The organism is Kitasatospora sp. NPDC058063, from assembly GCF_042885395.1.
Lineage (GTDB): Bacteria > Actinomycetota > Actinomycetes > Streptomycetales > Streptomycetaceae > Kitasatospora > Kitasatospora lactacystinica.
In genome coordinates, this window is record NZ_JBHVSD010000001.1 from 752121 (window position 1) to 765688 (window position 13568).

At 72.4% G+C, this 13568-nt stretch carries 13 protein-coding genes; 6 read left to right on the forward strand and 7 right to left on the reverse strand.

Features of this window, described 5'->3' with window-relative positions:
* Nucleotides 1-2: 2 nt before the first annotated feature.
* The 3 genes from ACFVUY_RS03460 (at nucleotide 3) to ACFVUY_RS03470 (ending at nucleotide 3458) form a co-directional block, all read left to right on the forward strand.
* Complete coding sequence (locus tag ACFVUY_RS03460; protein WP_387727011.1) at nucleotides 3-1802, forward strand: cytochrome c biogenesis protein ResB; 1800 nt, start codon at nucleotides 3-5, stop codon at nucleotides 1800-1802.
* A gap of 3 nt (nucleotides 1803-1805) precedes the next feature.
* On the forward strand, nucleotides 1806-2933 hold the full coding sequence (gene ccsB / locus ACFVUY_RS03465; protein WP_387686097.1) for a c-type cytochrome biogenesis protein CcsB: 1128 nt from the start codon (nucleotides 1806-1808) through the stop codon (nucleotides 2931-2933).
* Between the two features lie 138 nt (nucleotides 2934-3071).
* Nucleotides 3072-3458: a hypothetical protein gene (locus tag ACFVUY_RS03470; protein WP_359902817.1), complete on the forward strand. Its 387-nt coding sequence runs from the start codon at nucleotides 3072-3074 to the stop codon at nucleotides 3456-3458.
* Nucleotides 3459-3535: 77 nt separating this feature from the next.
* On the opposite strand, the gene ACFVUY_RS03475 is transcribed toward ACFVUY_RS03470, so the two are convergent.
* Entirely contained in the window at nucleotides 3536-4669 is a 1134-nt protein-coding gene (locus tag ACFVUY_RS03475; RefSeq protein WP_387686100.1) for a ScbA/BarX family gamma-butyrolactone biosynthesis protein, read from the reverse strand.
* Between the two features lie 349 nt (nucleotides 4670-5018).
* Between ACFVUY_RS03475 and ACFVUY_RS03480 the strand changes: the two genes are divergently transcribed.
* Nucleotides 5019-5663: a ScbR family autoregulator-binding transcription factor gene (locus ACFVUY_RS03480; RefSeq protein ID WP_387686103.1), complete on the forward strand. Its 645-nt coding sequence runs from the start codon at nucleotides 5019-5021 to the stop codon at nucleotides 5661-5663.
* A gap of 74 nt (nucleotides 5664-5737) precedes the next feature.
* Here the strand turns inward: ACFVUY_RS03480 and ACFVUY_RS03485 are convergent, their stop codons facing one another.
* The 4 genes from ACFVUY_RS03485 to ACFVUY_RS03500 all read right to left on the reverse strand — a co-directional run bounded on the left by ACFVUY_RS03485 (nucleotide 5738) and on the right by ACFVUY_RS03500 (nucleotide 9360).
* Complete coding sequence (locus ACFVUY_RS03485; RefSeq protein WP_359902825.1) at nucleotides 5738-6349, reverse strand: ScbR family autoregulator-binding transcription factor; 612 nt, start codon at nucleotides 6347-6349, stop codon at nucleotides 5738-5740.
* Between the two features lie 220 nt (nucleotides 6350-6569).
* Nucleotides 6570-6779: an acyl-CoA carboxylase epsilon subunit gene (locus ACFVUY_RS03490; protein WP_359902827.1), complete on the reverse strand. Its 210-nt coding sequence runs from the start codon at nucleotides 6777-6779 to the stop codon at nucleotides 6570-6572.
* Nucleotides 6780-6883: 104 nt separating this feature from the next.
* Nucleotides 6884-8485: an acyl-CoA carboxylase subunit beta gene (locus tag ACFVUY_RS03495; RefSeq protein ID WP_359902830.1), complete on the reverse strand. Its 1602-nt coding sequence runs from the start codon at nucleotides 8483-8485 to the stop codon at nucleotides 6884-6886.
* A gap of 452 nt (nucleotides 8486-8937) precedes the next feature.
* Complete coding sequence (locus ACFVUY_RS03500) at nucleotides 8938-9360, reverse strand: PLD nuclease N-terminal domain-containing protein (RefSeq protein ID WP_387727012.1); 423 nt, start codon at nucleotides 9358-9360, stop codon at nucleotides 8938-8940.
* Between the two features lie 92 nt (nucleotides 9361-9452).
* Here ACFVUY_RS03500 and ACFVUY_RS03505 point away from each other — a divergent pair, with 92 nt between their 5' ends.
* Both ACFVUY_RS03505 and mqnP read left to right on the forward strand, forming a co-directional pair.
* Complete coding sequence (locus ACFVUY_RS03505; RefSeq protein ID WP_387727013.1) at nucleotides 9453-10910, forward strand: menaquinone biosynthesis decarboxylase; 1458 nt, start codon at nucleotides 9453-9455, stop codon at nucleotides 10908-10910.
* Complete coding sequence (gene mqnP, locus ACFVUY_RS03510) at nucleotides 10907-11803, forward strand: menaquinone biosynthesis prenyltransferase MqnP (RefSeq protein ID WP_387686112.1); 897 nt, start codon at nucleotides 10907-10909, stop codon at nucleotides 11801-11803. Before ACFVUY_RS03505 ends, mqnP begins: the two co-directional genes overlap by 4 nt.
* A 62-nt stretch (nucleotides 11804-11865) precedes the next feature.
* Here mqnP and ACFVUY_RS03515 read toward each other — a convergent pair whose 3' ends face one another.
* Nucleotides 11866-12660 carry a hypothetical protein gene (locus tag ACFVUY_RS03515; RefSeq protein ID WP_387727014.1) on the reverse strand — a complete coding sequence of 265 codons (795 nt, stop codon included), beginning with the start codon at nucleotides 12658-12660 and terminating at the stop codon, nucleotides 11866-11868.
* 106 nt (nucleotides 12661-12766) lie between these two features.
* Nucleotides 12767-13522, reverse strand: coding sequence for an alpha/beta fold hydrolase (locus ACFVUY_RS03520; protein ID WP_387727015.1), 756 nt, complete (start codon nucleotides 13520-13522; stop codon nucleotides 12767-12769).
* Between the last annotated feature and the right edge of the window lie 46 nt (nucleotides 13523-13568).

Below are 13568 nucleotides of genomic sequence, written 5' to 3' on the forward strand. Positions count from 1 at the left end.
CCGTGAGCAACACCACGACCGAGACCGAGCAGCCGCCGGCGCCGGACGACAGTGCCGCCGAGCGGCTCAGCACCGCCCCGGTCGAGTCCGAGGGCCCGACCGGCATAGGGCCGTTCGGCTGGGCCCGCTGGATGTGGCGCCAGCTGACCTCGATGCGGGTCGCCCTGATCCTGCTGTTCCTGCTGTCGCTGGCCGCCATCCCCGGCTCGCTGATCCCGCAGAACGGGCAGAACCAGTTCAAGGTGCAGACCTGGAAGGCGCAGCACACCGCGGTCGCGCCGATCTACGAGAAGCTCCAGCTGTTCGACGTCTACAGCTCGGTCTGGTTCTCCGCGATCTACATCCTGCTGTTCGTCTCGCTGGCCGGCTGCATCGTCCCGCGCACCTGGCAGTTCGTCGGCGTGCTGCGCTCCCGGCCGCCGGCCGCGCCGCGCAACCTGACCCGGATGCCGGTGCACGCGGTCTGGCGCACCGAGGCGGACGCCGACCAGGTGAACGCCGCCGCGCACCGGCTGCTGCGCAAGCGCGGCTTCCGCGCCCACCTGTCCGGCGGCGCGGTCGCGGCCGAGAAGGGCTACCTGCGCGAGGTCGGCAACCTGCTGTTCCACCTGTCGCTGTTCGCGCTGCTCGGCGGCTTCGCCTGGTCCAGCCTGGCCGCCGGCACCGGCGGCAAGCTGATGATCGAGGGCGAGGCCTACTCCAACACCATCACCCAGCTCGACGACTTCACCGGCACCCGGTTCTACGGCAGCCAGGACCTCGACCCCTTCTACCTGAAGCTGGACGGCTTCACCTCGAAGTTCCAGGAGAAGGGCGACCAGATCGGCGCCGCCCGGCAGTTCACCGCGCACGTCCAGTACTCCGAGGGCGGCGACCCGTCCGCGCTGAAGAAGTCGACGATCGAGGTGAACCACCCGCTGGAGGTCGGCGGCAGCAAGGTCTACCTGATCGGCCACGGCTACGCCCCGATGATCACCCTCAAGAACGGCAAGGGCGACATCGTCTACCAGGGCGCCGTCCCGTTCCTGCCGCAGGACGGCAACCTGACCTCCACCGGCGTGGTGAAGGCCTCCGACTACGGCGTGGGCCCCGACGGCAACAAGACCCAGATGGGCTTCTCCGGGTTCTTCCTGCCGACCGCCCCGCTGAGCTTCGAGGGCACCGGCCCGGTCTCGCTGTTCCCCGGTGACGCCGCCCCCGAACTGGTGCTGAACGCCTTCGCGGGCGACCTGGGCACCGACTCCGGCCTGCCGCAGAACGTCTACCAGCTCAACACCCGCAAGCTCACCCAGCTGACCCAGGACGGCCAGCCGGCCAAGGCCAGGCTCAAGCCGGGTGAGGGCTGGAACCTCCCCGACGGCTACGGCTCCATCACCTTCGACGGCTACAAGCAGTGGGCCAGCTTCAACATCACGCACCGCCCGGGCAACGAGATCGCCCTGGTCGGCGGCGTGCTGGCGATCCTCGGCCTGATCGGCTCGCTGTTCATCCAGCGCCGCCGGATCTGGGTGCGGGCGGTCGCCCTGCCCGGCGGCGGCACCCAGGTCGAGCTGGCCGGCCTGGCCCGCAGCGAGTCGGCGAAGATCGCCGAGGAGCTGGCGGAGCTCGCGGTCGACCTCCAGGACGACGCCCCGGCCTCCGAGGACGACATCCCGGCCTCCGATGACGACGCCCCGGCCTCCGATGAGGACGCCGAGGACGGCGCCGGGGAAGCCGACACCGCGTCCGAAGCGACACCCCACGACCCCGAGGCCGAGGCCTCAGCCCCCGCAGTCCCTGCCGACCAGAACTCCAAGGAGTAGACGGTGCAACTCGCCTCGGCGGTCGACCCACAGCTGGCCGACCTCTCCAACAAGCTGATCTATTCGGCGATGGTGGTCTACACGCTCGCCATGTTCGCCCACATGATCGAGTGGACTTTCGGCAGCAAGGGCGCCGTCGCCGTCCGCTCGAAGGTCCAGGCCGGCAGCCTCGGCGAGAGCGCCGCCACGGCCGAGAAGAAGGCCAGGAAGGTCACCGTCACCGTGGCGGGGGCCGGCGGCGGCACCACCACACTCACCCGCACCGCGGTCGCGGGCGAGGGCGCGACGGTGGTCACCAGCGGGCGCGGCGTCGAGGAGGAGGACGGTCCGGGCGCGGCCGGCAGCAACGAGCGGGCCGACCTGGCCGGCCGGATCGCCGTCTCGCTCACCGTGCTCGGCGCGGCGCTGCACGCGGGCGGGATCGTCGCCCGCGGCCTCTCGGTCTCGCGCTGGCCGTGGGGCAACATGTACGAGTTCTCCTGCGCCTTCGCCTTCGCCATGACGGCGGCGTACCTGGTGCTGCTGGCCACGAAGAAGAACGTCCGCTGGCTCGGCCTGCCGGTCGTCCTCGCGGGGCTGCTGACCCTCGGCATCGCCACCACGGTGCTGTACACCGACTCCGAGCAGCTCGTCCCGGCGCTGCACTCGCCGTGGCTGGCGATCCACGTGTCCACCGCGATCTTCTGCGGCGGCGCCTTCTACGCGGCGTTCATCGCGACGCTGCTGTACCTCGGCAAGGACTCGTTCGACAAGCGCATGGCGGCCGGCCTGACCACCGGTCCGCTGGGCACCTCGGCCTCGATCTGGCGCCGGCTGCCCGCCGCGTCGACCTTCGACAAGCTGTCCTACCGGATCAACGCCCTGGTCTTCCCGCTGTGGACCTTCACCATCATCGCGGGCGCGATCTGGGCCGAGGCGGCCTGGGGCAAGTACTGGGAGTGGGACCCGAAGGAGACCTGGTCGTTCATCACCTGGGTCGCCTACGCCTGCTACCTGCACGCCCGCGCGACGGCCGGCTGGAAGGGCCGCAAGGCCGCCTACCTGGCGCTGGCGGCGTTCGCCTGCTGGCTCTTCAACTACTACGGCGTGAACATCTTCGTCACCGGAAAGCACTCCTACGCGGGGATCTGACCGGGGCACACGATGACCCACCGGCCCGGCTCTCTCCCACAGGTAGCCGGGCCGATGTGCAGGGGTAGTGCGTGCCGGCCGCCGGTCGGTGCGAGAGGGAATTGAGGAGGAAATCGCGCAATGGAGTGCGACGAGGTCATGCTGACCGTCCGAATCACCGCCGCCGAGCGCATGCTGCTCCGCAGGCTCGCCCAGGGACACCGGAGCGACGTGTCCGAGGTGGTGTCCGACGCGCTGCTGGACATCATCCCCACGCTCAGCGCACCGGGGGACGCCTACCGGCTGCTGGGGGCGCTGGCCATGCCCGCGCCGTGCGCCCTGACGGTCTGGCTGCCGACCGCGCTGGCCGACCTGCTGGTGCCGGGCGCGGCGCGGATCGCGCAGATCACCGACGTCCGGGTCGAGTCGGCCAGTGCCGCCCTGGGCGCGGCGCTGCGGTTGTGGCTGGCCCAGGACCCGGTCCGGCTGGCGACCAATCTCAGCGTGATGCACGCGGGCCGGCCGGCCGCACTGGTGGCCGCCTGACGGGGACGAGCCCCTGACGGGGACGAGCCCCTGACGGGGACGAGCCGCCCGTCGCGGACCGGCCACCCGGCGGGGGATCAGCTCGCCAGCGGCAGCCGGGTGCCGCCGAGGCCCGGCGCGGCGGGGCGGCCCTCGTAGGCCTCCCGCCGGGCCGGCACCCTCGGGCCCTCGGCCGGCCCGTCCAGGGGTGCGGTGAGCAGCAGGCACTCGGCCGCCGGCCGGCCGTCCTGGAGCAGCTGGACCCGTACCGCCAGCCGGCCGTCCGCCGCGGTCGGCCCGGCAGCCGGCCCGGCGGTCGGTTCGGGGACCGGTTCGGGGACCGCCCGGACGAAGCAGGGCCGGTCCAGCTCGATGTAGCGGTCGAAGGAGGTCACCAGCTCGACCGGCACCACCGGTTCGGGGTGGCGCAGCCGCTGGGCGGCCTGCCGGGCGGCCTCCAGCACCAGCATGCCGGGCACGTGGTCCAGCTCGTGGTCGAACAGCACCGGGTGGGTGGCGTCGGCCCGCAGCAGCCAGGTGTCCGGGGCCAGGGTCGGGCCGAGCACCACGTCGGCGGGCTGCGCGCGGCCGACCAGCTCGGGTGCGGCGGGTGCCGGCAGGAGCGGCGGGGCGGTGCGCCGCGCGGGCCCGCGCAGCCGGGCGTACGAGGCGGGGGAGAGCACCCGCAGCCGGCCGCTGCCGCGGCCGATCGGCCGGCCGTCCCGGGTGACGTCGACGCGGACCCGCAGGGAGACCAGTTCGCCGTGCCGCATCCGGACGTCCTCGCAGCCGACGGTCAGCATCAGCGAGGCGGGGCCGGCGGTGACGGCCAGGCCCGGCAGTCCGGGTTCGTGGAGCGCGTAGGAGAGGTCCTCCATCACGAAGTGGTGGCCGCGCGGCACCCCGAACCCGGCGTGGCCGATCAGCAGTCCGGTCTGCCGGATCGTTTCGGCGAGCAGCACCGGGTCGTGGTAGCGGTCCCCGGGCAGCCGGTAGAAGCCGTGCAGCCGGGGCCACTGGGCGCCGAGCAGGAAGTCGTACGGGCCGGTGGCCTGCCAGCCGGTGAGGAACACCTCGGACACCGAGGCGCGGTGCACCAGGTGCCGGGAGACGGTCCGGTCGTGGAAGTCGTAGCCGGTCGCAGGGCCGTCGTGGAAGTCGAAGCCGCCACCGCTGCCCGGGCCGGGGCGGGCGTACGGGCCGTGCGGGTCCGGCTCTACGATCGATGGCATGACGGGCCCCCGCTTCAGGGTGTCGGTCGGAGCGGCCGCCACGGCCGTCCGAGCAAAACATACATACCACCCGGTTTGTGTTTTGCGACTGGGGGTGCCCGGGCCGCATTCTCCGGCCCGATCACGCTACCTGCCCCGTGGGCTGGGGGAATGCCCGTTGAGGGGGTCCCGGACCATCGATGGGGGTCCGTCCCCGCTGGACGGCGGGGGCGAAGCAGGCGCTAGATTAGATACCAACCATGCGGTTTCGGAGGGTGCCGTCCGCATGCGAGCGCCGCCTCCGCAGGGGCCGCGCCGACAGCAGCCGGGTGGGGCGGGGATCGCGCCCGGCCGAGTCCGGAGGGGGCCAGTGGTCAAGCAGGAACGGGCTGGGCGGACCCGGCAGGCCGTACTGCTCGCCGCCGCGGAGACCTTCGCGCGCGTGGGCTTCGAGGCCGCCAGCCTGGTCGACATCAGCCGGCGGGCCGGGGTGAGCAAGGGGGCCCTCTACTTCCACTTCGTTTCCAAGCAGGCCCTCGCCGACGGGGTGCGCTGCGCCTCCGGACGGGAGGTCGGCTCGGCCGCGCTGCGCGCGCTGCGGGCCGACGGCCCGGCGCTCCAGGGCCTGATCGACTTCACGCACGAGCTGGCCCGGATGCTGCGCGAGGACGTGGTGGTGCGGGCCGGCGTCCGGCTCGGCCGGCCGGGGCCGCGCCGGGACGGTGCCCAGGAGGGGCCGGAGGGCCGGCCCGTTCCGGTGGCCCCCGATGTCGCCTGGCGCAGCCTCACCGCCGTCGTCCACCGGCTGCTGGACCGGGCCGCCGAGGCCGGCGAGCTGTGCCCCGGGGTGGACCGGCGGGCCGCCGCCGAACTGCTCACCGCGGTGGCGGCCGGCCAGGTGCTGCTCGCGGGCGAGGAGACCGGCCGGCCCGGTCCGGAGGCCGTGAGCAGGCTCTGGACGGCGGCGCTGCCGGCCCTGGTGGCGGCGGAGCGGCGGGAGGGCTACCGGGTCTGAGCCGGCCGCCGCGGCCGCCCCGCCCGGGGCGGCCGCGGCCGGTCGAGCCCGGCGGCCCGGCCGCACCTGGCGGCTCAGGCGCGCTCGGCGACGCTCAGCCGGGCGAGCGCGTGCGGCTGGACCAGGCCGGGCAGCAGCAGCGTCCAGAGGTCGGACAGCCGCTGGACCAGGTCCTGCCGGTCGGCCAGCACCTGGGAGCTCAGCTGGATGCCGGTGACGGCCCCGGTGATCACCCCGGCGGCCGCGGTCAGGTCGACGCCCGGGTGGAGGTCGCCGGCCTCCCGGGCGTGCTCCAGCAGTTCGCGGACCGTGTCCATCCAGCCCTGGTAGGCCGCGAGCTGCGGCTGGGTGAAGCTGCCGTGCTCGATCGTCAGCCGGATGCTGCCGCGCACCAGCGGGTCGGTCTGGAGCGCGCGGGCGAAGGCGTAGCCGAGGTCGATCAGGTTCTGCACCGGGCTGTCCGAGGCCGGTGTCCAGCCGGAGATGAAGACGCCCTGTCCCTCGATGACGGCGAGCGCCAGCTCCTCCTTGGAGCGGAAGTGGAAGTACAGCGCGCCCTTGGTGACGCCGGCCCGGTCCAGGATCTCGGACATCGTGGCGGCGGCGTAGCCCCGCTCGTCGAACACCTCGGCCGCGGCGACGAGTACCGCCTGGCGGGTCGCCAGTGCGCGGGCCTGCCTGGCCATCGCAGCCTCCCTGGAGTGTTCTGGTCTCGGCAGCGGCCGATCCTATGGGGGCGGACGGGGCGGCGGACGCATACCGTCCAGTAGGCATCCTACCGAGCCCTCCGCGGGCCCTTCCGGCCCCGGGCGGCCGGGCGGGGGCCGCTCCGGTGCGGCCCCGGGCAATGCCGGACGGCCGGTCACCCGGGCGGGGTGACCGGCCGTCGGCTCGGGCCGTGGGCCGTCAGGCGGCCTGCTGCCAGCTGAACGGCGAGTAGTACGCCGGGCGGCGCTCCAGGCGCTGCCAGTTGGCGATCGGCTCGATCGGCGCGGCGGCGGCGGCCTGCTGCGCGGCGGCGGCGCGCGCGGCGAGGACGGCGGTCAGGGCGGCGAGTTCCTCGTCGGTGAGACTGCCGCGGACGATGCGGACGAGGGGTTCGGCGGAAGCGGTCATGTCCTGGTTTCTCCCCCGGTTGCTGCGGTCTGAGGTGGGTGCCCGGTGTGTACGGGCGGTTGCTGCGGGGCGCGTGCGGTGCGCACGTGCGGCGGAGCGCGCCGCTACATCGGCGGGTTGCCGTGCTTGCGGCTGGGCAGGTCGGCGTGCTTGGTGCGGAGCATGGCCAGGGCGGAAGAGATCACCTGGCGGGTCTCGGCCGGGTCGATGACGTCGTCCACGAGGCCGCGCTCGGCCGCGTAGTACGGGTGCATCAGCTCGTTCTTGTATTCCTTGATCTTCTGGGCGCGCATGGCGTCCGGGTCCTCGGCGGCGTTGATCTCGCGCCGGAAGATGACGTTGGCCGCGCCCTCGGCGCCCATGACGGCGATCTCGTTGGTGGGCCAGGCGTAGGACAGGTCGGCGCCGATGGAGCGGGAGTCCATGACGATGTAGGCACCGCCGTAGGCCTTGCGCAGGATCAGCGAGATGCGCGGCACGGTGGCGTTGCAGTACGCGTACAGCAGCTTGGCGCCGTGCCGGATGATGCCGCCGTGCTCCTGGTCGACGCCGGGCAGGAAGCCGGGGACGTCGAGCAGGGTGACCAGCGGGATGTTGAAGGCGTCGCACATCTGGACGAAGCGGGCGGCCTTCTCGCTCGCGTTGATGTCCAGCACGCCGGCCAGCGACTGCGGCTGGTTGGCGATGATGCCGACGACGTGGCCGTCGATCCGGGCGAGCACGCAGAGCACGTTGGTGGCCCAGCGCTCGTGGACCTCCAGGTACTCGCCGTGGTCGACGATCTCCTCGATGACCTTGCGCATGTCGTACGGGCGGTTGCCGTCGGCGGGCACCAGGTCCAGCAGGCTGTCGTTGCGCCGCTCGACCGGGTCCTCGCTCATCACGGACGGCGGCATCTCGCGGTTGTTCTGCGGCAGCAGCGACAGGAGGTAGCGGACCTCCTCGATGCAGGACTGCTCGTCGTCGTAGATGAAGTGGGCGACACCGGAGACGCCGGCGTGCACGTCCGCACCGCCGAGGCCGTTCTGGGTGATCTTCTCGCCGGTCACCGCCTGGACCACGTCCGGGCCGGTGATGAACATCTGCGAGGTCTCGCGGACCATGAAGACGAAGTCGGTCAGCGCGGGGGAGTACGCGGCGCCGCCGGCGCACGGGCCGAGCATCACCGAGATCTGCGGGATGACGCCGGAGGCCTTGGTGTTGCGCTGGAAGATGCCGCCGTAGCCGGCCAGGGCGGTGACGCCCTCCTGGATGCGGGCGCCGGCGCCGTCGTTCAGCGAGACCAGCGGGGCGCCGGCCGCGATGGCCATGTCCATGATCTTGTGGATCTTCTGCGCGTGGGCCTCGCCCAGCGCGCCGCCGAAGATCCGGAAGTCGTGCGCGTACGTGAAGACGGTGCGCCCGTGGACGGTGCCCCAGCCGACGATCACGCCGTCGGTGTGCGGCTTCTTGGCCTCCAGGCCGAAGCCCTGGGCGCGGTGCCGGCGCAGCGGCTCGACCTCCTGGAAGGAGCCCTCGTCCAGCAGCAGCTCGATGCGCTCGCGAGCGGTCAGCTTGCCCTTGGCGTGCTGGGCCTCGGTGGCCTTGTCGCTGGGGCCGCGGCGCACCTTCTCGCGCAGCTCGTGCAGCTCGGCGACCCGCCCGCGGGCGTCGGCCGGGACCTCGGGGACCTCGCCGTCGACCGGCGCCTCATGCACAACCGTCATCTCGAACCACTCCAAGGGTGAGGGAACTGTCCGACAGCCAACGTCTGCTGTGCCCCCGGCTGCGAATCACTTTCTTCACTTATGACTGTACGAGGGGCCGTGCGCTGGTTTCGGCGTCGATTCCGTACAAGGTCGGGTTCGTTTAGCTGTCAGGCCTGTACAGAAGCTGTCGGTTCGGTCACTGAGCGCTCGGTGTTCGGTTGGATACCGGGGGTTGTCGGACAGATGATGGTCCGATGATCTGAGCATGAAGAAAAGCGCAGGTCAGGGCCGTCTTCCAGTAATGTAGGCCGGTCCTCTTGGGCCCCGCTCAAGGTCCGCTCAAGCCCGGCGGGCAGGGGGACGCCGTTCGGGTTAGGGGTTGCGCAGTCGTAGGGAAGCGCCAAAAATGCCGCAGCCCACCCCGCGCGGTGGGGGTGGGCTGTCCGAGCGAGCGGGCGGACCTGCGCCGATCAGCCCTTGCGGCCGTCCTCGGGCTCGTCGCCGTCGCGCAGCTCGCGCTCGCGGCGGCGCAGGTCGGCCTCCCACTGCTTGAGCATGTCCTCGTGGTCTTTGTTGCTCTTCTTCAACGAGGCGAGGAACTCGGGGTCGTCGTCCGGAGCCAGCGGGCGCCCGCCGCGCGGGGCGGGACGGCCCGGGCGGTCCTCGGCCGGGTAACCCGGCCCGGCCCCGGCGGGCGCGGTCCGCAGGAAGCCGCGCTGCTTGCCGGCGATCAGCCAGGCGATCGGGCCCAGCGGCGGGAAGAGCAGCACGATCAGCACCCAGACCACCTTGGGCAGGTGCTTCACCTCGTCCTCGGGCGTGGTCAGGCAGTCCACGAACGCCCAGACCCAGAGCGCGAGCGGAAGGACGATGGTCAGAAGAATCCTCGGCACGGCTGGGATCTCCCCCCGGGCGACGACGGCGGCGGGCGCCTTCCAGGGGCCCTTGACCGGGCCAGGCTATCGGGTGGCGGATACTGACAGGCATGGCATACGACGATCTCCGCTCGTTTCTCCGGGCCCTCGACCGCGAGGGCGACCTCAAGCGCATCAAGGCGGAGGTGGACCCGCACCTGGAGATCGGCGAGATTGTCGACCGGGTGCAGAAGGCCAAGGGCCCGGCCCTGCTCTTCGAGAACGTCAAGGGCTCGTCGATGCCGCTGGCGATGAACGTCTTCGGCACCGAGCGGCGGCTGGCCAAGGCGCTCGGCCTCAAGGGCCCGGACGACATCTCCGAGAAGATCGCCGGCCTGCTCAAGCCCGAGCTGCCGCAGGGCTTCACCGGCTTCCGGGACGCCTTCGGCAAGCTCGCCTCGATGGCGCACGTCCCGCCCCGGCACGTGAAGCCCGGTGACGCCCCGGTGCAGGAGGTCGTGCTCACCGGCGACGACGTCGACCTGGACGCGCTGCCCGCCCTGTTCACCTGGCCGCTGGACGGCGGGTCCTTCTTCAACCTGGGCCTGACCCACACCAAGGACCCGGACAACGGCATCCGCAACCTGGGCCTCTACCGGCTCCAGCGGCACGACCGCCGCACCATCGGCATGCACTGGCAGATCCACAAGGACAGCCGCAACCACTACGCGGTGGCGGCCAAGCGGGGCGAGCGCCTCCCGGTCGCGATCGCCTTCGGCTGCCCGCCGGCCGTCACCTACGCGGCCACCGCGCCGCTGCCCGGGGACATCGACGAGTACCTCTTCGCGGGCTTCATCGCCGGGGAGCGGGTCCGGATGGTCGACTGCAAGACGGTGCCGCTCCAGGTCCCGGCCGACGCCGAGGTCGTCGTGGAGGGCTGGCTGGAGCCCGGCGAGATGCTGCCCGAGGGCCCGTTCGGCGACCACACCGGCTTCTACACCCCGCAGGAGCCGTTCCCGGCGCTGAAGATCGACTGCGTGACGATGCGCCGCCGCCCGATCCTCCAGTCCATCGTGGTCGGCCGCCCGCCGACGGAGGACGGCCCGCTGGGCAAGTTCACCGAGCGGTTCTTCCTGCCGCTGCTGAAGATCATCATCCCGGACATCGTGGACTACGACCTGCCCGAGGCCGGCGGCTTCCACAACTGCGTGATCGTCTCGATCGACAAGAAGTACCCCAAGCACGCCCAGAAGACGATGCACGCGATCTGGGGCGCGCACATGATGTCGCTGACCAAGCTGATCATCGTGGTGGACTCCGACTGCGACGTGCACGACTACCAGGAAGTCGCCTGGCGGGCCTTCGGCAACGTCGACTACAGCCGCGACCTCACCGTGGTCGAAGGCCCGGTCGACCACCTGGACCACGCCTCGTACCAGCAGTTCTGGGGCGGCAAGGCCGGCATCGACGCGACCCGCAAGCTGCCCGAGGAGGGCTACACCCGCGACGGCGGCTGGCCGGAGATGGTCTCCTCGGACCCGGCCACGGCCGCGCTGGTGTCGCGCCGCTGGAAGGAGTACGGACTGTGAGCACGGCCGCCGCCGAGACCCCCGGGCGCACCAAGGCGTTCCTGCGCCTGGTGGCGTTCGAGCACTCGGTCTTCGCGCTCCCGTTCGCGTACATCGCCGCGCTGACGGCCATGTTCCTCGCCGACGGGCGGGTGCACTGGGGCGAACTGTTCGTCGTCACGGTCTGCATGGTCGGGCTGCGGACCTTCGCCATGGCGGCGAACCGGATCATCGACCGCGAGATCGACGCCCGGAACCCGCGCACCGCCACGCGTGAACTCGTCACCGGAGCGGTGTCGTTGAGGACCGCGTACGTCGGCTCGGCCGTCGCGCTGGTGGTCTTCCTCGGCGCGGCCGCGATGCTCAACCCGCTCTGCCTGGCGCTCGCGCCGATCGCCGTGGTGCCGATGGTGGTCTACCCGTACGGCAAGCGGTTCACGAACTTCCCGCAGGCGATCCTCGGCCTGGCCCAGGCGATGGGGCCGGTCGGCGCCTGGCTGGCGGTGACGGGCAGTTGGTCCTGGGACGCGGTCGTCCTCGGTGTGGCGGTCGGCATCTGGATCGGCGGCTTCGACCTGATCTACGCCTGCCAGGACGTCGAGTCCGACCGCGAGAACGGGGTCCGCTCGGTGCCCGCGCGCTACGGCGTCCCGGCGGCCATCCGCGGCGCGCGGGTGTGCCACCTCCTGACCACCCTCCTGCTGGGCTGGTTCGGGTTCCTGACGGACGCCGGCGTGGCCTTCTGGCTCGGCCTCGTGGTCGTCGCGGGCGCGTTCGTCTACGAGCACACCATCGTGAAGCCGAACGACCTGTCCAGGCTCAACCGGGCGTTCTTCCAGACCAACAGCTTCGTGGGGATCTCGCTGTTCTTCTTCGCCCTGGTCGACCTGGCCGTCCGCGGCCTCGGGATCTGACGCCCGGGCAACCGCCGCGAGATGTACCGGCGTTACTGAACCGCCGGGCCGGGCGGGCCGGTTCAGCGGAACAGGGCGGCGTGGTCCGTCGCCCAGGCGTGGAAGCTGCGGGCGGGGTGGCCGGTGACGTCCCGGACCGTGGTGGTGGCCGGTTCGGGGGCGGAGAGGCGGGCGTGGACGAGGTCCAGGGCGCCGTCGACGGCGGCGGGGGCCCGGCCGGTGGCCGACAGCCGGCGGCGGGCGGTCTCGCGGGGGACCTCATGCCAGGTGGCCGGGCGGCCCGCGGCCGCGCCGATGATCTCCACCTGCTCCGCCTGGGTGGGTGACTCCGGGCCGGTGAGGATGTACCGGGCCCCGTCGTGGCCGTCCTCGACCAGGGTGCGGACGGCGACCGCCGCGATGTCCCGCTCGTCCACCGGGTTCAGCCCGGCCGCGCCGCCGTAGCCCCGCACCACGCCCTCGGCCCTGATCTCCTCCGCCCACTGCAGCGCGGCGGCGAAGCCGTGCGCCCGCAGCACCGTGTGCCGTACCCCGCTGCCGGTGAGCAGCGCCTCGACCCCGCCCGCCGGCCGGCCGGGGCCGGCCGGCGACAGGAGCACCACCCGCCCGACCTCCCGGGCCAGCACGCCCACCGCCTCCGTGGCCCCGTCCGCCGTCGGGAACGGCCACCCCAGCAGGACGGCCCCGGCGCCCCGCACCGCCGCCTCCAGCGACGCCGGGGCGAGCAGGTCCCGCGGGGGCAGCGTCCGCACCCGTACTCCGGAGGCCGCGAGCTGCAGCCCGACGTGCCGTCCGACCGCCCCGGAGACGCCGATCACCAGCACCCGGGACGTGCCGTCAACTCGCTCATCTGTCATGCGTCGAACGTAAGCGAGAAGGATGAGACGCCCAATGCGTGCGGGTCTAGGGTCCATGCGTCAGCGTCTACCCGGCGCGTCCATCCAGGTGCACGCCGGCCCCGGCTCAGTTGTGCAGGAAGCCCTCCAGCGACATCGCCAGGGCCACCGGGGCCTCGTACATCGGGTAGTGCCCGCTGCCGCCGAGCTCCTCCAGCTCGGCGTTGGGGTAGTGGGCGAGGAAGGTTCCGCGCATCACCTCGGCGGTGAGGGCGAGGTCGTGCTCGCCGACGATCACCTTGACCGGCACCGGGTTGCCGTCGATCCGGCGCTGGAGGTCGGCCGTCGCCCAGTCGCGGACGTAGCCGCCGAAGGCCTCCGGGGTGGACAGCCGCAGGGACTGGTCGACCATGCGGTCGAGCCAGACCCGGCCGGCCCGCTGTCCGGTGACCAGGTCCAGGATGGCGAAGCGCTTCTCCCGGTCCTCGGCGGCGCCGTAGAACAGCGCCTCGCCCGCTTCGTCCAGGGGGTACGCCCCGGCCGGCACCGGGGCCAGGCCGACCAGCTTGCGCACCCGCAGCGGCGCCTCGGCGAGCACCTGCTGGGCCGCCTTGCCTCCCATCGAGTGGCCCACCAGCGAGAAGCGGTCCCAGCCGAGCTGGTCGGCCAGGGCGAGCGCGTCGGAGGCGATCTCGGCGAGGGTGTACGCGCCGGGGACGTCCTTGCGCTGCCCGTAGCCGCGGTAGTCGAGGAAGGCGTAGCTGAAGGCGTCGCCGTCGAGGTAGTCGAGGAACGGGCCCCAGCCCTCGCTGGTGCCGAACCAGTCGTGCAGGACCAGGACGTGGTGGTCGCCGGTGCCGGTCGAGCGGTGAGGGATCGTCATGCCAACGGTCGTTCCCCGCGAACCGCCCGCCCGAACGGACAGTGCG